Annotated in this window: 21 protein-coding genes and 1 riboswitch; of the genes, 19 read left to right on the top strand and 2 right to left on the bottom strand. The window is 39.2% G+C overall.

Annotation, left to right across the window (positions count from 1 at the left end; translation table 11 throughout):
* Positions 1-54 precede the first annotated feature (54 nt).
* Positions 55-906: an HAD family hydrolase gene (locus AB5754_RS06905; RefSeq protein ID WP_368251850.1), complete on the bottom strand. Its 852-nt coding sequence runs from the start codon at positions 904-906 to the stop codon at positions 55-57.
* A 159-nt stretch (positions 907-1,065) separates the two neighbouring features.
* Between AB5754_RS06905 and AB5754_RS06900 the strand changes: the two genes are divergently transcribed.
* Together AB5754_RS06900 and thiT are read left to right on the top strand one after the other, a co-directional pair.
* A complete protein-coding gene (locus AB5754_RS06900) occupies positions 1,066-1,467 on the top strand; it encodes a glyoxalase (RefSeq protein ID WP_368251849.1) in 402 nt (133 codons plus the stop codon).
* A 305-nt stretch (positions 1,468-1,772) separates the two neighbouring features.
* Positions 1,773-1,876, top strand: a riboswitch (TPP riboswitch).
* 56 nt (positions 1,877-1,932) lie between these two features.
* The gene (gene thiT / locus AB5754_RS06895; protein WP_368251848.1) at positions 1,933-2,490 is read left to right on the top strand and encodes an energy-coupled thiamine transporter ThiT; all 558 of its coding nucleotides are present in this window, start codon (positions 1,933-1,935) and stop codon (positions 2,488-2,490) included.
* A gap of 46 nt (positions 2,491-2,536) precedes the next feature.
* On the opposite strand, the gene AB5754_RS06890 is transcribed toward thiT, so the two are convergent.
* Positions 2,537-3,310 (bottom strand): hypothetical protein, encoded by a 774-nt coding sequence (locus AB5754_RS06890; RefSeq protein ID WP_368251847.1) that lies wholly within the window; start codon positions 3,308-3,310, stop codon positions 2,537-2,539.
* A gap of 279 nt (positions 3,311-3,589) precedes the next feature.
* On the opposite strand from AB5754_RS06890, the gene AB5754_RS06885 reads away from it, so the two are divergent.
* From AB5754_RS06885 to AB5754_RS06805, 17 genes are all read left to right on the top strand, one after another.
* Positions 3,590-4,303, top strand: coding sequence for a class A sortase (locus AB5754_RS06885; protein WP_368251846.1), 714 nt, complete (start codon positions 3,590-3,592; stop codon positions 4,301-4,303).
* Between the two features lie 256 nt (positions 4,304-4,559).
* A complete protein-coding gene (locus AB5754_RS06880; RefSeq protein ID WP_311834140.1) occupies positions 4,560-5,027 on the top strand; it encodes a CtsR family transcriptional regulator in 468 nt (155 codons plus the stop codon).
* A 5-nt stretch (positions 5,028-5,032) separates the two neighbouring features.
* Positions 5,033-7,519 (top strand): ATP-dependent Clp protease ATP-binding subunit, encoded by a 2,487-nt coding sequence (locus tag AB5754_RS06875; protein WP_368251845.1) that lies wholly within the window; start codon positions 5,033-5,035, stop codon positions 7,517-7,519.
* 198 nt (positions 7,520-7,717) lie between these two features.
* Positions 7,718-8,638, top strand: a complete 921-nt coding sequence (locus tag AB5754_RS06870; RefSeq protein ID WP_368251844.1) for a peptidase U32 family protein — start codon at positions 7,718-7,720, stop codon at positions 8,636-8,638.
* Between the two features lie 12 nt (positions 8,639-8,650).
* Positions 8,651-9,907, top strand: coding sequence for a U32 family peptidase (locus tag AB5754_RS06865; protein ID WP_368251843.1), 1,257 nt, complete (start codon positions 8,651-8,653; stop codon positions 9,905-9,907).
* Between the two features lie 324 nt (positions 9,908-10,231).
* Complete coding sequence (locus AB5754_RS06860; protein ID WP_368251842.1) at positions 10,232-11,242, top strand: hypothetical protein; 1,011 nt, start codon at positions 10,232-10,234, stop codon at positions 11,240-11,242.
* A 47-nt stretch (positions 11,243-11,289) separates the two neighbouring features.
* The gene (locus AB5754_RS06855) at positions 11,290-12,069 is read left to right on the top strand and encodes a YveK family protein (protein ID WP_368251841.1); all 780 of its coding nucleotides are present in this window, start codon (positions 11,290-11,292) and stop codon (positions 12,067-12,069) included.
* A gap of 10 nt (positions 12,070-12,079) precedes the next feature.
* Positions 12,080-12,793 carry a CpsD/CapB family tyrosine-protein kinase gene (locus AB5754_RS06850; protein ID WP_368251840.1) on the top strand — a complete coding sequence of 238 codons (714 nt, stop codon included), beginning with the start codon at positions 12,080-12,082 and terminating at the stop codon, positions 12,791-12,793.
* A gap of 37 nt (positions 12,794-12,830) precedes the next feature.
* Positions 12,831-13,595, top strand: coding sequence for a tyrosine-protein phosphatase (locus tag AB5754_RS06845; RefSeq protein WP_368251839.1), 765 nt, complete (start codon positions 12,831-12,833; stop codon positions 13,593-13,595).
* 12 nt (positions 13,596-13,607) lie between these two features.
* The gene (locus AB5754_RS06840) at positions 13,608-15,428 is read left to right on the top strand and encodes a polysaccharide biosynthesis protein (RefSeq protein ID WP_368251838.1); all 1,821 of its coding nucleotides are present in this window, start codon (positions 13,608-13,610) and stop codon (positions 15,426-15,428) included.
* A gap of 12 nt (positions 15,429-15,440) precedes the next feature.
* Positions 15,441-16,562, top strand: coding sequence for a DegT/DnrJ/EryC1/StrS family aminotransferase (locus tag AB5754_RS06835; protein WP_368251837.1), 1,122 nt, complete (start codon positions 15,441-15,443; stop codon positions 16,560-16,562).
* Positions 16,552-17,184: a sugar transferase gene (locus tag AB5754_RS06830; protein WP_368251836.1), complete on the top strand. Its 633-nt coding sequence runs from the start codon at positions 16,552-16,554 to the stop codon at positions 17,182-17,184. Before AB5754_RS06835 ends, AB5754_RS06830 begins: the two co-directional genes overlap by 11 nt.
* The gene (locus tag AB5754_RS06825; protein ID WP_368251835.1) at positions 17,177-17,689 is read left to right on the top strand and encodes a GNAT family N-acetyltransferase; all 513 of its coding nucleotides are present in this window, start codon (positions 17,177-17,179) and stop codon (positions 17,687-17,689) included. The genes AB5754_RS06830 and AB5754_RS06825 overlap by 8 nt, the downstream gene beginning before the upstream one ends.
* Before the next feature lie 27 nt (positions 17,690-17,716).
* Positions 17,717-18,691 carry an ATP-grasp domain-containing protein gene (locus tag AB5754_RS06820; protein ID WP_368251834.1) on the top strand — a complete coding sequence of 325 codons (975 nt, stop codon included), beginning with the start codon at positions 17,717-17,719 and terminating at the stop codon, positions 18,689-18,691.
* A gap of 20 nt (positions 18,692-18,711) precedes the next feature.
* Positions 18,712-19,923 (top strand): glycosyltransferase family 4 protein, encoded by a 1,212-nt coding sequence (locus AB5754_RS06815; protein WP_368259523.1) that lies wholly within the window; start codon positions 18,712-18,714, stop codon positions 19,921-19,923.
* 14 nt (positions 19,924-19,937) lie between these two features.
* Positions 19,938-20,960, top strand: a complete 1,023-nt coding sequence (locus AB5754_RS06810; RefSeq protein ID WP_368251028.1) for a polysaccharide biosynthesis protein — start codon at positions 19,938-19,940, stop codon at positions 20,958-20,960.
* Positions 20,957-22,066, top strand: a complete 1,110-nt coding sequence (locus tag AB5754_RS06805; protein ID WP_368251029.1) for a capsular polysaccharide biosynthesis protein CapF — start codon at positions 20,957-20,959, stop codon at positions 22,064-22,066. The genes AB5754_RS06810 and AB5754_RS06805 overlap by 4 nt, the downstream gene beginning before the upstream one ends.
* Position 22,067 lies beyond the last annotated feature (1 nt).

Raw genomic sequence — 22,067 nt, 5'->3', positions numbered from 1 at the left:
TCAAAATGTTTCCCGTGAAACATTTCTCCTGAAAAAAGCGCTGGATCAAGGTTTTTACTCCCTTGATTCAGCGCTTTCTGCATCTCGTTGTTGATGATTTAAGGTCACTAATTGATCCACCAATGCCATTTTTTTCAAAATGATTTGGCAAATTTGATCCAATTCACTGCCGGCTTCATAGTTCGCCGGCGTGATAAAGTCTACCCGACGATCGGTTAAAAGGTCTACTACTCGTTCTTTGTTTTCATAAACCGCAATGGATTGACCACCGTTGATTTTTACCAATTTCATACAAGGAACATCAGTTAAACCATCACCGATATAAATCATATTGCGAAAAGGAATGCGACGATCACGATCTTCTAAAAATTCATTTAAAGCCTCGTCATCATTCATAGGCAAGACTCCTTTGTTAATTCGGAAGAGAAACTGGGTTTTGTTCGTGTAGTTCACCGTTAGTGCCGGCCAGTCGGCAATGCCAAATTCGTCATAGTGAAATTCACAGGCATAGATTTTTTTGAATTCTTGATGAATCGGAGTGCCTTCGATGATTTCCGCTAAGCCACTGGAGATGATGTAGTGTTCGATTTCAAGACCCAGTTGTTCTCCTAACTCATTCATGCGCGAGAACCAAGAAGTTACTCCCGGAAAAAGCTCCACATCTTTGCCTAATGCTACAAAATCTTCTCGATGTAAAGGCAACCCTTTGGCATTGGCTGATTTTATCATGTGGTATAAATAAGAAATAATGTGATCCATATGTTGGGTTTCGGCTAGATGGGCCACTTCTTGCCAAAAGGTGGCGGCATCCACACCTAATTCTGGAATAAAAGAATACTCTTGCATGTCGCGAGTGCAAAGCGTGCGGTCAAAATCATACATAAAGGCAACGATTGGTTTTTTCATTTTTATGCCTCCTTTTCTTCCATTATACAACAATCGTTTCAAGCTGTTAGCAGCGGTCCTTTCACAAAAGCTTATTTTTTCGAAAAGTTTTTTTCTTGGAAGGTCCTCTTTTTGACTAGAAAACGGTTTCGTGAGAGGATGCAAGTGGAGGTGAGCAAAATGGCTACAATGGTATTTGCCAATTTCCCTGTTACGGATTTAAAAAAAGCAACTGAGTTTTATACGAAGTTAGGTTTTACGCAGAATTTAGAGTACTCGGATGAGCGAGCCAGCGGTATGGTTTGGGATGATAATTTTTGGGTGATGCTACTGAGTCGGGATTATTACCAAGAGTTTATCGGCAAACGGCAAGTGATTGATCCTCATAGCATGAGTGGGGTGTTGGTGGCTTTTAGCCTGCCTAGTGCCCAAGCAGTACGGGATTTTGCCCAAGCTGCTGCGGATAACGGCGGTTCTTATTATAAAGTGGAATCAGGAATTCCAGAAGAAGTCATGGTAGGCTTTGAAGTAGTCGATTTGGATGGCAATATTTTAGAACCTACTTGGATGGCCACCACCTAAATGAAGCGATTGCCGCCACTTTAAGCGCTGTACTGAATATGAGAATAAAAAAGAGTAATTAGAGAATTCGTTTCATAGCTTAGGCGGGTAAAGAGAGCTAATCTGGTTGTATTAAAAAAACAGTCACAAAAGTTGTCTAACTAGGATATATTTCATTTATTAGTTACTTCCAAAAGAGTTTGCCTTCACAGTCATGGGATACTAGTTTTTTGACTCCTGAGCATAAATTTCAGTTTCCAGTACTTTTTCCTTTTCAATGATAATATTTGTGATATGATAGGGCAGTACAAAAAATTAAATAGAATCCGATCACAAAGGGGAGTCATTGATTTGGCTGAGAATGAGTTTACTCTAAACCCTCTGTACCTGTTTCGATCATGCGAACGTAGGAATTGTGACGAGTTAGAAGTAGCGATACTTCTCCTTTGTAGATTGTGATGGTTCTATAAGGAGGAGTATTTTTTTATGAATCGAAATTTACGTGTCTGGGTAGAAGGAACCATTATTGCGGCCATGGCTATGGCATTGTCTTATATTCCCTTGGATATCGGACCGAGCTTGTCCATTTCGCTAGGGCAAATTCCGCTTACGGTTTTTGCGTTGCGACGAGGTTGGAAGCCGGGAGTTTTTGCGGCGGCTCTTTGGGGGTTGTTGCATTTTCCAGCGGGGAAGGTTTATTATTTGGCAGTGAGTCAAGTGTTGATTGAATATCCTATTGCCTTTGCTTTTGCCGGCTTTGCTGGTGTGGCGGCAGTCAAATTGCATCAAGCAATCAAAGACGGGGATGATAAAAGGGCCCGTTTGGCAATTATTCAAGGAACTTTGATTGGGGTAGGGGCTCGTTATTTCTGGCATTTTGTTGCCGGTGTGATTTTCTGGGGAGCCTATGCAGTGTGGGGAATGTCACCTTTTGTTTATTCCCTAGTCACTAACGGTATCAGCGGAATTGCCACCGGGATTGTCTCCATGTTTGTAGCATTGTTAATTTATCGCACCGTTCCTAAACTCTATGACCCTAAATAAAAGCAAGAAACCCTGGTGCCTCAATTCAAATTGAGGCACTAGGGTTTTAATTTGAGAAAAAGAGTAAGTCTTTTTCTACGTAATCCAAGCTCCATTGTCGGCTGGTTTGATTGTAGATTAAATATGCTACTAACAGTTCCTCATCCCGTAACAAAGTAGTTTTTCTGAGGCCGGCATCTTCCACTAAGTAAATGGGAATTTTCAGCAAGTTGTTTTCATTGGTGGCAGTTTCGAAACAAAAGAGAATCCCCTCTTGAAAAATGCCTTTCATTTCTTGTAAAAGTTGGACTTTTAATTTATCTACTGGTGTAGATTTACGGAAAAAGGATTTTTTATCATTGATTCTTTCTAAGACCAAATGGGTTAATTTATCTGCTAATATTCGATAGTATTCATCTAAATAGCGATAATACACTCGGGACAAGTCGTCTTGCAGGTCAAAGTAGACGAAATTGTTTTGGAGTTTGTAAAAGAATGGCGAATGAAGCTGAGTTTTCATATGGCCGAAATACAGTAATTCGGAAATCTCCATGGGAGTCAATTCTTTTAGCATGGCGGGATCGGTAAAATCAATCCATTTTACGGTTTCTGTAATTCGGTGACGGGACAAAGCTTCAAAATATTGCTTTACGGCTTCTTCTCCTTTTAGGATTTTCATACCGGTGTGGGATTCGTATTCGCCGTAGTCGCTGGAAGGGTCCAAGAGCAGGAGATTTTTCGGCTGATGAACAATTCCTTGGTAAAAGGAAGTTGGCGTGATCCCCCGGGATAGCACGGCGTTACTTGTTGTATCAATATGTACATAGACCATTTTTGCCATCCCGCTAAACCTCCCATTTTCTCATAGTACCATCATACAATAAACCAGACCTTGAAGGTGTTTCTTTTCCTTTAAAATTGTATTACAGGAAATGCTTGATATTGCAACATTTGCTCTTAATTTATGAAATAAATTGAAATTTTCAAGTTATTGTAGCAACGTTTTTCACTTTTTACAAGTCTCATCTTAATAAAAGAATAAGGAAAGAGAAACTATTTTTTGACTCTTTTTCAAATATGGTAAACTATAGCTACCAATTGGTAAAATGGGGGCATAAAAATGAAGAAAAAAAGACGATTACGAGACCATTTATTCAACTTATTTTTGCTACTTCTACTAATTGTAGGATTGGCTTTAGTCTTCAATAATAAGATCAAAACCTTGATCATGAAACACAATACAGAAAGTTATGCCGTAGCTACGGTGACGCCAGAAGAAATTAAGGCCAATGAACAACAAGAGGCTTCCTTTGATTTTGAAGCGGTGGAAAGTGCCAGCGCTCAAGCGGTTTTCCAAACTTTATTAAGTAAAGAAAAGTTACCGTTAGTAGGTGGCGTGGCTTTGCCTCAAGTGAAAATCAACTTACCAATTTTTAAAGGCCTTTCCAATGAAGCTTTGTTGTGGGGGGCAGGGACCATGTGGCCGGACCAAAAGATGGGTGAAAAAAATTACTCATTAGCTAGTCATCGAGGTGCTGACCCAGGTTATCTTTTTGAAGCTTTAGACCAGACGAAAGTCGGTGACCCTATTTATTTGACGGATTTGACGAATATTTATGTCTATACTGCAACGTTAAATATTACCGTAGCTCCAACCGAGACCCAGTACATTGAGCCTGTGGCAGATAAAAAACTGGTGACTTTGATTACTTGTAACGATGACTACGGCACCAAGCGGGTAGTGGTTCAAGGAGAACTGAGTGGGGTTCATCCTGTTGCTGAAGCGAGCGACGGAGAAATCGCTGCTTTTAATCTGGAAAATAAGACTTATTAGTCTGATCATCGCAGTTTCACCATACGAAACAGCCACTAATTTCCCTGCCCACTCCTGCCCACTTATTAGTAGGAGAGGAAAGTTAGCGGCTGTTTCATTTTTTTCAGGTAATTCTGTATAGAAATTATCGGTACCGAGCTTTTGTCGGTCATTAAATTGGTTTCTTACAGAAAGTTTTAGGATAGGCCCTCCTTCTTTCCCTATTCGGAAACTTTCGGTATAATTAAGGTCAGTATTAGTCAAGGGAGGGCTGGCCGTGAGTAATCATAATACTTCTGATATTATAGAAGCATACTTAAAGAAAATATTGGAAGACAGTGAGATAATTGAGATTAGAAGAACGGAAATGGCTGAGCAATTTCAATGCGTCCCTTCGCAAATCAATTATGTCATTAACACTCGCTTTACCATTCAGCGGGGCTATGTAGTGGAAAGTAAGCGTGGCGGCGGTGGTTATATTCGGATAGAGAAAATCAAAGTTTCCGATAAACATCGCTTTTTAGAACAAGTAGACGAGCTTTTTGGCGATCATCTGTCCGAAAAAGATGCGTTGAGTATCGTGCAAAAGCTTTATGAAGAACAAATTGTAACCAAACAAGAAGGCAATCTGTTATTGGCAACTTTAGCTAAGAGTACCTTACGAGAATTTGCTGCTGAAGATCAGATTCGGGCAACACTCTTACATGCGATTTTGGAACGCCTCAGTTATGAAGATAGGAAGTGACAGCCATGAATGAATTATTTACAGAACGGGCCAAAGCGGTCTTGGCCATCGCCCAAGAAGAAGCCAAAACTTTTAAACATCAAGCCGTGGGTTCAGAGCACTTGCTACTGGCTTTAGTGATCGAACAAAATGGGATTGCCGGCAAAACATTGCGGGAAATGAATGTCTCCGAAAATGAAGTTCGAGAAGAAATTGAAAATCTTACCGGTTATGGCATGATTAAAAGCTATCCCGCGGGAGTTTATTTGCCTTATTCTCCTCGGGCTAAAAAAATCTTTGCTTATGCGGGGGATGAAGCCAAACGCTTGAATGCTCCGCAAATCGGCACGGAACATCTTTTGCTCGGTTTATTGCGAGATGATGAAATTCTCGCTTCTCGGATTATGACCAATTTAGGCTTGAGTCTTGCCAAAATGCGCCAATTGGTAAAGAAAAAAATGGGCGTTAACGAACAAAAAGCAGCCGGCTTAGGTCGCCGCCGTCAAGGGCAACAAGCACCGAAATCCGGTGTGCAACAAGGCACCCCAACTTTAGACAACTTAGCTCGAGACTTGACCAAACTAGCCCGGGAAAACCGTCTGGATCCCGTGGTAGGCCGTAGTAAAGAAGTCAAACGCTTGATTCAAATTCTCAGCCGTCGCACCAAAAATAACCCAGTCTTAGTGGGGGAACCCGGTGTGGGAAAAACCGCTATTGCGGAAGGATTAGCGCAACGAATCATTAAAGGGGAAGTCCCAGAAGACATGTTGGATAAACGCTTAATGATGTTAGATATGGGCGCTTTAGTGGCAGGAACTAAATATCGTGGGGAATTTGAAGACCGCATGAAAAAAGTCATCGATGAAATTTATCACGATGGCCAAGTGATTCTCTTCATTGACGAACTCCATACATTGATTGGTGCTGGGGGAGCAGAAGGGGCAATCGATGCTTCCAATATTTTAAAACCCGCCTTAGCTCGCGGAGAGTTGCAAACCATTGGGGCAACTACCTTAGATGAATACCAAAAATACATTGAAAAGGATTCTGCTTTGGAACGTCGCTTTGCCAGAGTGCAAGTGGACGAACCGACACCAGAAGAAGCCTTGGAAATTTTATATGGCTTGCGTTCTCGTTATGAAGAACATCACGGGGTGGAAATTTCCGATGATGCGCTAAAATCTGCAGTCCAGCTTTCTGTCCGCTATATTAATTCCCGTCAATTGCCGGATAAAGCTATCGACTTAATGGATGAATCGGCAGCTAAAGTGCGCTTGGATAAAGCCGACGAGCCCTCTGAAATAGCAGAATTAAGAGAGTCCATCACCAATTTGATGCATGAAAAAGAAACCGCCATTCAAGACCAAGATTTTGAAATGGCTGCACGCCTACGCCAAAAAGAAAAGAAACTCAGCCAACAATTGGCGGAACTTTCCTTTACTGAAGCAAAAGAAGCCACTGGATTTTCTGATCGAGTCACCGCGGAAGACGTGGCTACCGTGGTTTCCCAATGGACGGGTGTCCCTTTGCAACAAATGGAGAAAAAAGAAAGTGAACGCTTGTTGGAATTAGAAAATATCCTACATCAACGGGTAGTAGGCCAAGACGAAGCGGTGCAAGCCGTGGCACGGGCCATTCGTCGTGCGCGCAGTGGTTTAAAAGACCCAGATCGGCCGATTGGTTCCTTTATGTTTTTAGGGCCGACTGGTGTGGGGAAAACAGAACTGGCAAAAACATTGGCTGAGGCGATGTTTGGCTCTGAAGACTCCTTAGTGCGAGTCGATATGTCCGAGTTTATGGAAAAATACAGCACTAGTCGTTTAATCGGTTCTCCTCCAGGTTATGTCGGTTATGATGAAGGTGGGCAATTAACGGAGAAAATCCGTTCCAAGCCTTATTCGGTGATTTTATTGGACGAAGTGGAAAAAGCCCATCCGGATGTCTTTAATATCTTATTGCAAGTTTTAGATGACGGCTATTTGACTGATTCCAAAGGTCGTAAAGTTGATTTCCGCAATACGATTTTGATTATGACTTCTAATATTGGGGCGACCCAAATTCGAGAAGAAAAAAATGTCGGCTTCAATGCCACAGACATTACCCAAGATCACAAGAAGATGCAAAAACGGATTTTGGAAGAGTTGAAAAAAGCCTTCCGTCCTGAATTCTTAAACCGGATTGACGAAACGGTGGTCTTCCGTTCCTTAGATGAAGGGGAAATTCATCAAATCGTCAAAATCATGAGCAAAGCCATCATTAAACGTCTCGCGGAACAAGATATTCAATTGAAGATTACGCCTGCTGCCATTGACGTAATTGGCAAAGCCGGCTTCGATCCAGAATATGGAGCCCGTCCAATACGCCGCGCCTTGCAAAAAGAAGTGGAAGACCGCTTAAGTGAAGCCCTTCTTTCCGGTCAAATCCATTTAGGCGATCAAGTGACCATTGGAGCTAAAAAAGGCAAGATTACTTTAACGGTGAAAGAAGATGTGAAAGCCTTACAAAAGGTATAGCTCGTTGGTGTTTCACTCAGTAGTTTAAATTTTTTAAAATATCAGCGGTTTTTCAAGGCCTCGTTGGTGACAGCGAGGCTTTTTCTGTGCTATTTTGCCAAAGGGTTTGAACTTTGAATTGCGTAAATCCTGTGTTACGATAGGAAAGTTGAAATTCACCTGACCGGTTGCGGTAGGTTTTTTATAAGGAGAGAAGACATGATCGAGATCGTTGTCACTTGTGAAAGTGTGGCTCAAGCTAGAGAATTATTAGCAGCTGGAGCGGATACTTTAGTATTTGGGGAAGAAACATTTGGCCTGCGTTTGCCGGCAAGTTTTTCCCGAGAAGAACAACGCCAGCTGACAGAGTTGATTCATAAGGCTGGCAAAAAAGCGCTAGTTGCAGTAAATGGCATTATGCATCCAGAAAAGATGAAACTGGTTCCGGAGTATTTGGGATTTTTAAAAGAAATCGGCGTGGATCAAATTCTAGTTGGTGATCCGGGGATTGTTCAAGTGATGAAACAACCGGCTTTGGCAATTCCTTTCATTTATGCTGCGGAAACATTAGTGACCAATGCCCGCCAGATTAATTTCTGGAGTAAAAAAGGTGCGGTGGGTGCAGTTTTGGCCCGGGAAGTTCCCTTTGATGAAATGAAAGTTATGGCACCAGAGTTGAATATTCCTGTGGAAGTTCAAGTTTATGGTGCTACTTGCATCCACCAATCCAAACGGCCATTATTAGAAAATTACTACCATTATACGCAACAAACAGAAGCGGCGTCTAAAGAGCGAGGACTGTTTTTGTCCGATCCTCAAGATGAAAATACCCATTATTCCATTTATGAAGATGATCACGGCACCCATATTTTTGCTACTAATGACCTTTTATTAATGAAGGAATTAGGAGATTTGGCGAACGCCGGCTTTACCACGTGGAAACTGGATGGTCTCTTTACTTGCGGGAAAGATTTTGTGGCGATTTGTCAGTTGTTTGCCCAAGCTAAAACAGCCATTGAATCAGGTACGTGGAGTACAGAACTAGCGGAAACATTAGCTAACGACGTGGCTAGTCATCATCCCAAAGAACGGGGCTTGGACACTGGCTTTTATTACATCGATCCTAAGAAGATTAGATAAGGAGTCTTATTGATGGAAACACCTGTACAATCAAAATTAAAACGACCAGAAGTGCTGGCACCAGCCGGAACTTTGGAAAAATTAAAAACTGCTATCCATTATGGGGCAGACGCGGTTTATATTGGCGGTAACGCCTATGGACTGCGCAGTCGGGCGGGAAACTTTAGTCTTGAGGAAATGGCAGAAGGAGTGGCTTATGCTAAGGCCCACAATGCCAAGGTCTACGTAGCGGCCAATATGGTCACCCACGAAGGCAATCAAGAAGGAGCGGGCGAATTTTTCCGCCAAATCCGCGATGTGGGGATTTCTGCGGTGATTGTGTCAGATCCGGCCTTAATTGAAATTTGTATCACCGAAGCACCAGGATTGCCGGTACATCTTTCTACCCAAGCTTCCGCAACCAATTATGAAACGTTGGAGTTTTGGAAAGAAGAAGGCTTGGAGCGGGTAGTTCTAGCCCGGGAAGTCTCCATGGCAGAAGTAGCGGAAATCCGCAAGCACACAGATATTCAAATCGAAGCCTTTATCCACGGGGCGATGTGCATTTCTTATTCCGGTCGCTGCGTGCTTTCCAACCACATGTCCATGCGTGATGCCAATCGAGGCGGCTGTTCTCAGTCTTGTCGTTGGAAATACGATTTATTCGACATGCCTTTTGGGACCGAAGCTCATGAAAGCCTGACTTCAAAAGGTCAAGTCACCGAACCATTCTCCATGAGTGCGGTGGATATGTCCATGATCGAGCATATTCCTGATTTGGTACAAAATGGTGTAGATAGCCTAAAAATCGAAGGTCGCATGAAGTCCATTCACTATGTTTCCACGGTAGCTAACGTCTACAAAGCTGCGGTGGATAGCTATATGGCAGACCCAGAACACTACGAAGTTAAACAAGAATGGATTGACGAGCTATGGAAAGTCGCCCAACGTGAACTTTCTACAGGGTTTTACTATCACACTCCTACCGATCAAGAGCAACTCTTTGGCCCACGACGGAAGATTCCTCAATATACCTTTATCGGGGAAGTGATGGCCTATGACGAAGGAACGAAAGTCGCCACCATCCGCCAACGCAATCATTTTTCTGTCGGGGATGAAGTCGAATTTTACGGTCCTGGGTTCCAACATTTCACTCAAAAAGTCACCGAAATGAAAAACGACGAAGGAGAATCCATCGACCGAGCACCAAATCCGATGATGATCCTCACTATGCCAGTAGAACAACCCGTGGCCGTGGGGGATATGATGCGGAAGAAAAAAGAAGGGTAAAAGAAAAATAAGCGTGGTACTTAAGCTAGATTTATTACTGGCAAAAGCAGCACGCTATTTTTTGTGAGAAAATAACCTTAAACCAAGCTTAACTTATTAAGTTTTTCTAAAGATAGAAATGATTGATATATCGGGACTAGCGCTTTCTAGAATTTTTATGAAATAAAATTATTTTTAAAAAACTTCAGATATTTTATTTATTGTTCGGTTTTTTGATAAAAATAACAGAGAGAAAGCTGTTAGAACAAAATGAAAACTTTCATTCCATTGCCTTTTCCAGTATAATGGGAACAAAATGTCATGATTTTATCAGGAGAGTGTTTGATGGGTAAACAACTTGTGAAAGGCTTGGCAATTGCAGTAGTCGGTATTGGAGCAATTGCAGTGTGTTACGGAGGGTATAAAGTCAATGGAGAACGGCAGTATGAACAGCGTGTTCAATATGCTAACAAAGCCATCGACAAAAGTCAAAGCGAATTAGCAGCATTAACCGAAACCGTCAATCAGTTTTATGAAGACAAAGCTAGTGGCTTTTTACGAGGGGACTTATTAGACAGTGATATTGCTGCCGCTCGAACAAAGCTGGATGGAATCAAAGCTAACGCCCAAGAGTACGGTATTCAGTCAACGGATTTAAAAGGGGAAGCAGCAACGATTGCTACAAGTAAAAAACAATTAGCTGCAGAATTGGATCAGGTTCAAGATCGGCAATCGATTCAAAACCAAACCAACGATTTATTTGAAAATCCCGTAAGCTCTTGGAAAGAAGCGGTTAACGATGTGATCATTAAAGAAGATACTGGCGACGATGCCATCGGTCAGATCAGAGAAAGTCTAAAACTTTCTAAAATTGATGATACTTGGTCAACCGTAGTGCAAGGGTATCTAGACTTTGCCAATGCGCAGGTCACTCGGGTGAAAGAAATCCAAACCAGTCTGGCAAGTATGCTAAAAGATGGTCAAATTACCGAAGCCGCGACATATGAAAGCTATTTAAATTTGACAGCTAGTATCAGTGAAGTCCGAAATACAGCTTTAAAAGATAAATTCACCGCAGATTTAACTACCATTGGCAATCAACTAAATGCCGGTGGTACCGCAACAAGTGAAGAAAGTACTACCCCAGCCGTTGAGGAGCCTGCTTATTCCGATTCGGCAAGTACTGCGGATGCTACGTATTCCGATCCAACAACTGGTGGAGATGCAAGTTATGGTTACGATGCTGGAACTAGTACTGATGCCGGTGTAGATACAGGTACGGCTACTGATGCCGGGACTAGCACAGATGCAAATACGGGTACTGAGTATCAAGAAGACACACAAGTCTACTATTAATAGTGACTGTATTGGAAAAACAGAGAGAAAGTGGAGACAAGACAATTATGGAAGAAACAATCAGTTTAAAAGACATCTTTGAGATTTTGAAAAAGCATCTGGCGACGATTATTATCAGCATGTTTGTGGGATTAGGCATCGCCGGAATTGTAACCTTCTTTATCATCACCCCCAAATACGAATCCCAAGCCCAACTTATCGTAAAACTCCCTCGGGCTGAAAATTCCAATACACAAGACGTAAACACCAACTTATTGATGATTAATACTTATAAAGATTTAATCACCGGTGACTTGGTAATGAGTACGGTAAAAGATCGTTTAGAATCCGAGTACAATGTAGAAATGTCTACTGGTGAATTAAAAAGTGCGATTCAAGTAGTACAATCTCAAAATTCCCAAATGTTTTCCATTGTGGCAACAGATGACAAGGCCTTAGACGCAGAGCACATTGCTAATACCACGGCTCAAGTCTTTCAAGAGAATGCCCAAGATGTAATGGACGTGGATAAAATTTCCATTATCTCCAATGCTCAAGCTTCTATGTCACCAGTATCTCCTAATAATAAATTAAACTTAGCTATTGGTTTAGTTTTAGGTTTGATGGTAGGTGTGGGACTAGCCTTCTTATTAGAGCTATTAGACCGTACTGTCAAAGACAATCGTTTTGTTACAGAAACCTTGGACTTCACCATCTTAGGTACTGTGCCACAAATGAGTGTTAAAGAATTGAAACAAACTACGAAACCAACTGTTGCTAAACCAGTCCAACCAACTACTACTACGACTACTGCAGAACAATCTCGTCGCAGTCGTTCACGAGTCTAGGAGAGAAATCATGGGAAAAAGTAAAAAACAAAACAATCATCGTGCTACCCAAGCTACAGGCGCGGTTAGCTTAATTACGATTGCAGATAAGACTTCACCAATTACTGAACAATACCGTACCATTCGGACGAATATCCAATTTGCCTCGGCAGATCGGAAAATCCAAACTATCGTGGTTACTTCCTCCGGTCCTTCAGAAGGAAAATCGACTACAGCAGCTAATATCGCCGTAGTCTTTGCCAATGCTGGACAACGGGTACTATTAGTCGATGCGGATATGCGCAAACCAACTGTTCATAAGACCTTTGCCCTATCTAATGAAGCAGGCTTGAGTAAGGTCCTTAGTAGCAATAATTCCGTATTAGAGATGGCGCAACCTTCCATGGTGGACAATCTCTCGATTTTAACCAGTGGTCCTAAACCACCTAACCCTTCTGAACTACTAGGTTCTACTCGAATGAATCAAGTAATCGATGAAGCTCGTCATCTCTATGATGTGATTATTTTCGATATGCCGCCAGTCGTTACGGTAACCGATGCGCAAATTATGGCTTCTAAAGCTGATGGTACCTTACTTGTCGTACGAGAAAACGTCACTCGCAAAGATGCGTTAACCAAAGCTAAAGACCTATTGGAAATGGTACAAGCTCGCGTATTAGGCGTCGTTTACAATGGTACAAAAGATGTGAAAGACCAAAGCTACTATTATTATAGTAACGATTAATTATTAGTGGAGATGAATTCCACAAGGAGGCAAGGACATGATTGATTTACATTGTCATATTTTGCCAGGAGTGGATGACGGGGCAGATACTTTAGCAGATAGCTTGGCAATGGCGGAAGTCGCCATTAGCCAAGGTATCACCCATATCTTGTGCACACCCCATCACAATAACGGCAAATACGTAAATCCGAAAGATCAAGTCATCCTTAAGGTAGAAGAATTACAAAAAGAACTTGATCAACGCAACCTTCCATTGATCTTGTTAGAAGGACAAGAAGTGCGTATTACCGGAGACTTGGTAAGTGAAATCCAACAAGACCGAATTTTATTTACAGATTTGTCAGATACATATATTCTAATCGAATTTCCCACAGCTGATGTGCCTGCTTATGCAGAGACGTTATTATTTGAACTGCGAAGTATGGGAAAAATCCCCGTCATCGTTCATCCTGAACGAAATGGTAAATTTAGAGAAGACCCTAATCGCTTGATTCCCTATCTCGATATGGGCTGTCTGGCTCAATTAACAGCTCCTAGTTATGTAGGTGTTTTTGGCAAAAGCATTCAAAAAACGGCCAAACAAATGGTGGAGCACAACTTAGTGCAAATGATGGCCTCAGATGCTCATGGGGTCAAAAAAAGAACTTTCGTTATGAAAGAGGCTTACGAACAGATTCAGCATGACTTTGGTTTAGAAAAAGTCACTGCCATGAAACAAGTGGCAAAAGACTTATTAAATGGGGATGCGGTCACATTTCCAGAATATAGTGAGATTAAGAAGAAACGATTTGGAATTTTTTAGGAGGAATTTGTGGTGTTTGCATTGACGAGAAAAAGGAAAATTGGGATTTTGGTGGTTTTGGATAGTTTACTAATCGCTTTTGCGGGGATTATTGGTTACTATTTTATGAAACCATATGTGGCAGTCACTTGGAATTTTATGTTAATGACAATCTTATTATCAATTGGGTTATATTGGGTCTTTGGCTTTGTCTTCAAAGTATTTACTCGCATCAATCGCTACACCAATCTACGGGAAATCTTGGCTATTTTTTCGGCCACAACCTGTCAGTTTTTGGTGAGCTTAATTGTTGTGCCCTTTTTTTGGGATCATAGCTACAGCCGTCGCTTTGAGTTATTGACGTATGTGTTAGCTACTAGTTTGATTATTGCCAGCCGATTAGTTTGGCGGATGTATGTAGAAAATCGCAACAAACGCAAAGATAATCCGACGAAAATCGAACGGACAATTATTATCGGCGCAGGTGAAGGTGGACGTATTTTACAAAATAGCTTAGTGGGTACGCCGACTTCTGGTGAAATCGACATTATCGGCTTTGTAGATGATGATCCAAATAAAGTTGGAACGTATCTTTCTGGCAAAAAAGTGTTAGGCACATTAAGTGATTTACCTCAATTGATTCAAGACAATCAAATTGACATGGTGACTATCGCTATTCCTTCATTGCCAAGGACACGCCTACAAGAAATCTTTGGTAAATTAGCGGAAACCACTGTAAAAGTTAACGCAATGCCTTCTATGGAAGACATGGCTTCTGGGAAAATCAGTATCAGTCGGTTAAAAGAAATTGACGTAGTGGATCTTTTAGGTCGTGAAGAAGTTAAGCTGGATATGAATTCTATCAAAGATCAGATTACCGGCAAAGTGATTTTAGTTACTGGTGCGGGAGGTTCTATTGGATCAGAACTATGCCGCCAAGTAATGAAATTCAATCCTAAGCAATTATTACTATTAGGTCATGGCGAAAACTCCATTTACCAAATTCACCAAGAAATGTTAACCACTCACAAAGGTAACCAAACAGAATTTGTGCCAATTATTGCGGATGTGCAAGACCGCAAATTAATCTTTGAATTAATGGCCGAATACAAACCGGATATTGTTTACCATGCAGCAGCACACAAACATGTGCCATTGATGGAATACAATCCTCGTGAAGCTGTGAAAAACAATGTCTACGGAACAAAAAATGTGGCAGAAGCTGCCAAAGCCAACAACGTGAAAAACTTCGTGATGATCTCTACTGATAAAGCCAATCACCCAACTAGCGTGATGGGCTCTACGAAACGCATGGCTGAAATGATTGTTACTAGTTTAAATGAATCAGGCAAAACAAAATTCTCCGCAGTACGCTTTGGGAATGTCTTAGGCTCTCGAGGTAGTGTTATTCCTTTGTTCCGTAAGCAAATTGCCAAAGGTGGTCCAGTCACTGTTACTGATTTTCGCATGACTCGGTACTTTATGACTATCCCTGAAGCAAGTCGTCTAGTTATCCAGTCCGGCGCTTTAGCAAAAGGTGGCGAAATCTTCATTTTAGATATGAGTGAACCTGTGAAGATTGTGGATCTTGCGAAAAATATGATTCGTCTTAGTGGCTATACCGAAGATGAAATTGAAATCGTGGAATCTGGTATTCGTCCTGGAGAAAAATTATATGAAGAATTGTTGCTAGACAAAGAACGTAATGACGAAGAAGTCTATGAAAAAATCTTTGTAGGCAATATTCATGGATTCTCCATTGATGAAGTGATGCACTTTGTGGAAGGTTTATCAGATGATGATGATGAACTGGCTACAGAAGTATTGGCCTTTGCGAATGAGTCGAATAAATAAGGAGTGGAAAAGTTGGAAAACGAAAGAATTTTGTTAGCATCACCTCATATGAGTGATGAAGGTTATGAAAAAGAATTTGTCAAAGAAGCCTTTGATACAAATTGGATTGCACCACTGGGGGCAAATGTGACTGGATTTGAAAATGAACTAGCTGAGTATGTGGGCACTGGTCATGCCGCAGCGTTAGTTTCTGGCACTTCAGCAATTCACATGGCTTTAAAGGCTGCTGGCGTCGGAGCCGGTGATATCGTCATCTGTCAATCATTAACTTTCTCAGCTACAGCTAATCCAATTATTTATCAAGATGCTATTCCTGTTTTTGTGGATAGTAATTTAGAAACTTGGAATATGGATCCGAAAGCCTTGCGGGAAGCCTTAGAAAAATATCCCAATGCTAAAGCAGTTTTAGTCGTCCATCTTTATGGCTTGGCAGCACAGTTAGATGAAATTATGGAAATCTGTGAAGAATTCGATGTTACCTTGATTGAGGATGCTGCTGAATCTTTAGGGACTACTTATAAAGGCAAATCTACTGGTACATTTGGAAAATATGGTATTTTTTCTTTTAATGGCAATAAAATTATCACCACATCTGGTGGAGGAATGTTAGTTTCCCAAGACGAAGAAAGAATCGCAAAAGTCCGATTTTGGTCAACCCAAGCCCGTGATAAAGCTCGTCACTACCAACACAGTGAAATTGGTTATAACTATCGTATGAGTAATATTGTGGCAGGAATTGGTCGGGGTCAATTAAAAGTCTTAAACGATCGAGTTGCGAAAAAGCAGTATATCCATGATTTTTATAAACGAGAGTTAGCTGATTTACCACAAGTTTCCTTTATGCCAGAAAATGACTGGAGTGAATCAAACTTCTGGTTAAGCTCTATCTTATTGGATGGAGTTAATCCGAATTATTTGATGGATGAATTGGAAAAAGAAAATATTGAATCTCGCCCAATCTGGAAACCAATGCATCTCCAACCAGTATTTGAGAAATATGATTATATCGGTAGCGATGTCGCTCAAACCTTATTTGAAACAGGCGTTTGCTTGCCTTCAGATACGAAAATGACTGATGAAGAATTGTATCGCATCACAAATACAATCAAGCGGGCGTTGGACAATGAAAAGTAAAAGAAAAATTTATCAGAAAAATATAAAAAGAATAATCGATATTGTTATTTCTTTCTTATTGTTAGTCATATTATCGCCTTTATTTATTGTGATAAGTCTTCTGGTGAAAGTCACTTCAAATGGCCCGGCATTCTTCCTTCAAGAAAGAATTGGCAAAGATGGTAAGACGTTTTTAATTTATAAGTTTCGAACAATGTGTGTAGGGGCTGAAAAAATGGGGAGTGGCTTAACTGTAAAATCTGATTCGGATAGTAGAATTACTTATATCGGTAATTTATTACGTAAAACTAGTCTCGACGAAATTCCTCAATTAGTAAATATTTTGAAGGGGGATATGTCGCTAATTGGTCCTCGCCCCCCGGTTACTTATTTTCCGTATGATGGATATAGTAACTATCCTGACTGGGCAAAAAAGAGGTTTTCAGTGCGACCTGGAGTAACTGGTTTGGCTCAGTGCACTGTAAGAAATTCGGTTTCGTGGGATAAAAGAATAGAGATTGATTTAACTTATGTAGATTCAATTACTTTTTTAAAAGATGTGAAAATTTTCTTTTTAACATTTCTTAGAGTTATAAAGACTTCTAATATATATGATGAAGGGAAGATAGAACGTAATGAATAAAAAATTATTTGATATTCGACCTATTGAAATAGAAGATGGAAAATTTATTTATACCTGGAAAAAGGATCCAACAATTTTTAAATACCTTGGAGGAGGATATAATCCTCAATCTTTATTTGAAGTTAATGAGTTTATGCCGCAATTGTCCAAACAATCATCAAAAAATAAACGTTTCATGATTGTAAATTGTCAGAATGAAGAACCCATAGGATTAGTAGGTTTATATAATATAAATGTTGTTCATAGAACTTGTGATATTGGTATATATATCGGAAATCGGAAGTTCCAAGGAAAAGGAGCGGCTACTATAGCAGTAAAACTTATAGAGCAATTCGCAAAAAATTATTTGAATTTGAGAAAAATTACATTATCAGTAGTAGCTGAAAACCAATCAGCTGTAAAATTCTGGGATAAGCAAAAATATTCTTATGTTGGAACAATGAAAGAAGAGCGGTATATTGATGGAAAATACTGTGATCTAGAAATTAGAGAAAAATTTCTATAACTAGAATAGTAAAGCGAGGACATCGACATGAATGGGTTAATATTAAGTTGTGGAACTAGAAATAAGATAATTCAATACTTTAAAAAAGAGCTAGAACCTATAGGTGGAAAAATCTATGGCGCGGATGCAAGCAAGTTAGCTCCAGCATTATATGAGTGCGATGAATTCTTTATCATTCCGGAGTTTACAGCTCCAGATTATATTGATGTTCTTTTGAATATTTGTAAAAATAAAAAGGTGTCCTTTTTGCTATCCTTGATAGATACAGAACTCACTATTATTGCAAAAAATAAAGAGCTTTTTGAAACTAATGGAATCAAAGTCATAGGACCAAGTTTTGAAATGGCAAAGAGGTGCTTAAATAAAAAAGCCATGTATCAATATTTTAACGAGATAGATATTCCAACACAAAAAAGCTATTTTTCAATTGATTCTTTTAAAAGGGACTATGATGATAAAAAAATAAGCTTTCCTGTTTTTGTTAAACCTATATCAGGTAGCGCTAGTATTGGTATTAGTAAAGTGGATACGTACAACAGTTTATCGAATCTTTTTGACACTTCCAATTTAGATTTGATGATTCAAGAAAACATGGATGGAGCTGAATACGGTGTAGATTGCTATATTGATTTAGTTACCGGTGATCTAATTGATTTTTTCATTAAGAAAAAAATTAAGATGAGAGCTGGGGAGACCGATAAATCTGTTTCTATTATAAATGAAGAAATTTCAGATTTAGTAAAACAATTTGTTAGTAAATCACAAGGATTTTTTGGACCTATTGATATAGATATTTTTGAAAAGAACGGGCATTATTATGTTTCTGAAATCAATCCGAGATTTGGTGGTGGGTATCCTCACGCATATGAATGTGGTGTTAACTTCATGAGTTACACTATAAAAAATATTGGAGAGACTCTTCAAAAAAAACAATATCTAACTTATAAATCTGGAATTTATATGATGAAATATAATGAAGTTACAATAAAAAGTCTTCATTAGTGTAAGGTGGTAATTAAGAGATGAAAATCTTGTTCTTAACGATATCTACGATTGCTGATATCAACCAACCAGGAATTTATACCGATTTGTTGAGACAATTTATAGAAAATAATCATTCTGTGAGTGTAATTACTGCTAAACAGAAAAGAGAAGGTGGGAAAACGGAATTCATTGAGGAGAAAAATCTTCAAATTCTTCGAGTAAAAACTGGAAATATTACCAAAACGAATCCAATAGAAAAGGGTATTTCTCAAATGTTACTTGAATATCAATATATTGAAGCCATAAAAGAATATTTCTCAAACGAAAAATTTGATATGGTTTTATATGCTACACCTCCAATTACTTTCGAAAAAGTGATTCGTTATGTAAAAAAGAGGGATTTAGCAAAAAGTTATCTCTTATTAAAAGATATTTTTCCTCAGAATGCTGTTGATTTAAACCTCATTAAAAATAATGGGCCTATTTACCATTTTTTTAGAAGAAAGGAGAAAAAATTATATCAAATTTCTGATTATATAGGTTGTATGTCCCCAAAAAATGTCGAGTATTTACTAAATCACAATTCGATTGACCCAATAAAGGTAGAAATCAATCCGAATTCAATAGAGTTAAATAATTTAGAATATAGAAACTCGAATGAAATAGATAATAGGAAAAAACAGTTTCGAAATAAGTATAGAATATTAGATGAGCAGACAATCTTCATTTATGGAGGAAATTTAGGCAAGCCTCAAGGAGTAGATTTTTTACTTGAGTTCTTAAAGAAGACTAACAAAGAAAAAAGTTTTTTTGTGATTGTGGGATCAGGAACTGAGGCAAAAAAGGTCTCTAACTTTGTAATGGATAATCACTTAACGAACGTTTTATTCCTCAATCGAGTTTCACGAGATGAATATAATGAAATTGAGGTATGTTCAGATGTTGGACTTATTTTTTTAGATAGGAGATTTTCAATACCTAATATTCCATCAAGGCTTTTAGGATATATGGAAAAAGGATTACCAGTAATAGCAGCAACTGATAGAAGTACAGATTTGAAAGAAATGATTGAGTCAGGTGGATTTGGAAAATGGTCAGAACATGGGGATGTTGACGAACTGGCTGATAATATTGAATTGCTCTATAATTCAGAGCTTAGAAGAAAAATGGGGGATAAATCCTATGAATTTTTAAAAGATCATTTCCATGTACAAAATAGTTATAATATAATTATGAAACATTTTAGTTGAGGAGAGCGAAGAAAATGTTAGAAAACAAAACTTTATTAATCACCGGTGGTACAGGTTCATTCGGAAATGCGGTAATGGAAAAATTCCTTGATTCAGAAATTAAGGAGATTCGTATCTTTTCTCGTGATGAAAAGAAACAAGACGATATGCGAAAACATTACAACAACGATAAATTGAAATTCTACATTGGGAATGTTCGTGATATTGATAGTGTGAGAAATGCTATGCGTGGTGTAGATTATGTCTTCCATGCAGCAGCTTTGAAACAAGTCCCTTCTTGTGAATTTTTCCCGATTGAAGCTGTTAAAACCAACATCCTTGGAACTGAAAATGTCTTAACTGCGGCTGTTGAAGCAGACGTAAAAAAAGTAATTTGCTTATCAACTGATAAAGCAGCTTACCCAATCAATGCAATGGGTATTTCCAAAGCAATGATGGAAAAAGTTATCGTTGCAAAAGCTCGCTCTGTGGAAGATTCTGGTACAACAATTTGCTGTACTCGTTACGGAAATGTAATGGCTTCTCGTGGCTCAGTTATTCCATTGTTTATCGAACAAATCAAAGAAGGAAAGCCACTAACTGTTACTGACCCTGATATGACTCGTTTCTTGATGAATTTAAAAGAAGCTGTTGAATTAGTAGAATTTGCATTTGAAAATGCGAACCCTGGTGACATTATGGTTCAAAAATCACCGGCTTCTACAATTCGTGACTTGGCTCAAGCGGTGAAAGAATTATTCAATGCTGATAATGAAGTTCATATCATTGGTACTCGTCATGGTGAAAAACGGTTTGAAACGCTAATGACTCGTGAAGAATTTTTTGTAGCGAAGGATATGGATGGTTTCTATCGTGTACCAGCTGATAAACGTGACTTAAACTATGACAAATATTTTGTTGATGGTCAACAAGCGTTATCACAAGACGAAGAATACAATTCAGATAATACTTACCGTTTATCTGTTGAAGAAATCAAAGAAAAATTGCTTGAATTAGACTTAGTTCAAGAAGAATTAAAGGCGTGGAATAATCGATGAGAATACTAGTTACTGGTTCTAAAGGTTTTGTCGGTAAAAATTTGATTGCCGAGTTAAATAACCAAGGTAATCATGAACTTTATGAATTTGATTTAGATACTCCTAAAGACTTATTAGTAGAATACTGCCAAAAGGCGGAGTTTGTTTTTCATTTGGCGGGAGTAAATCGTCCTGAAAATAACGAAGAATTTATGACAGGGAACTTTGGCTTTACTTCAGAATTGTTGGGTCTCTTAAAGAAATCCAGCAATTCTTGTCCAGTAATGCTATCTTCTTCCATTCAAGCAGCCTTAGAGAATCCTTATGGAGAAAGTAAGCGGGCGGGAGAAGAACTATTACAAGCTTATGGAAAAGAAACTGATTCACCAGTCTATATTTACCGTTTTGCCAATCTTTATGGGAAATGGTCACGACCTAACTACAATACAGTCGTGGCAACATTCTGTTATAAGGTAGCTCGCGGGGAAGAAATTACCGTGAATGATTCTTCCTCAATGATTGATTTGTGCTATATCGATGATGTAGTAAAAGAATTGATTCGTTGTCTCAACGGTAAGCCAACTATTGAAGCTGGTTATGGAACAGTTCCAGAAATCGATCCTCTTTCAGTAGGCGAGCTTCGAGATTTAATTGTTTCATTTAAAGAAAGTCGGAAAACATTAGCTTTGCCGAAACTGGATCGTCGAATTGAAAAAAATTTGTATAGCACTTATCTGAGTTTTTTACCAGAAGATGAGTTTAGCTATCCTTTGAAAATGAATGTTGACCAACGGGGTTCATTTACTGAAGTCTTACGGACGCCTGATCGAGGACAAGTTTCAATCAATATTTCCAAACACGGTATCACCAAAGGAAATCATTGGCATCATACAAAGAATGAAAAATTCTTAGTTGTTAGTGGTACGGGTGTGATTCGATTCAGAAAGATTGATAGTGAAGAAGTAATTGAATATTTTGTTTCTGGTGAAAAACTAGAAGTTGTGGATATTCCTGTAGGATATACTCATAATATTGAAAATTTAGGAGACGCAGATATGGTGACCCTAATGTGGGTAAATGAACCATTTGATCCTGAAAATCCTGATACTTATTACGTGGAGGTTTAAT

It is taken from the genome of Enterococcus sp. 2201sp1_2201st1_C11_2201SCRN_220225 (assembly GCF_040925905.1).
In the GTDB taxonomy this organism is placed as follows: domain Bacteria; phylum Bacillota; class Bacilli; order Lactobacillales; family Enterococcaceae; genus Enterococcus_C; species Enterococcus_C asini_A.
This window is presented reverse-complemented; position numbering and strand designations above follow the sequence as displayed.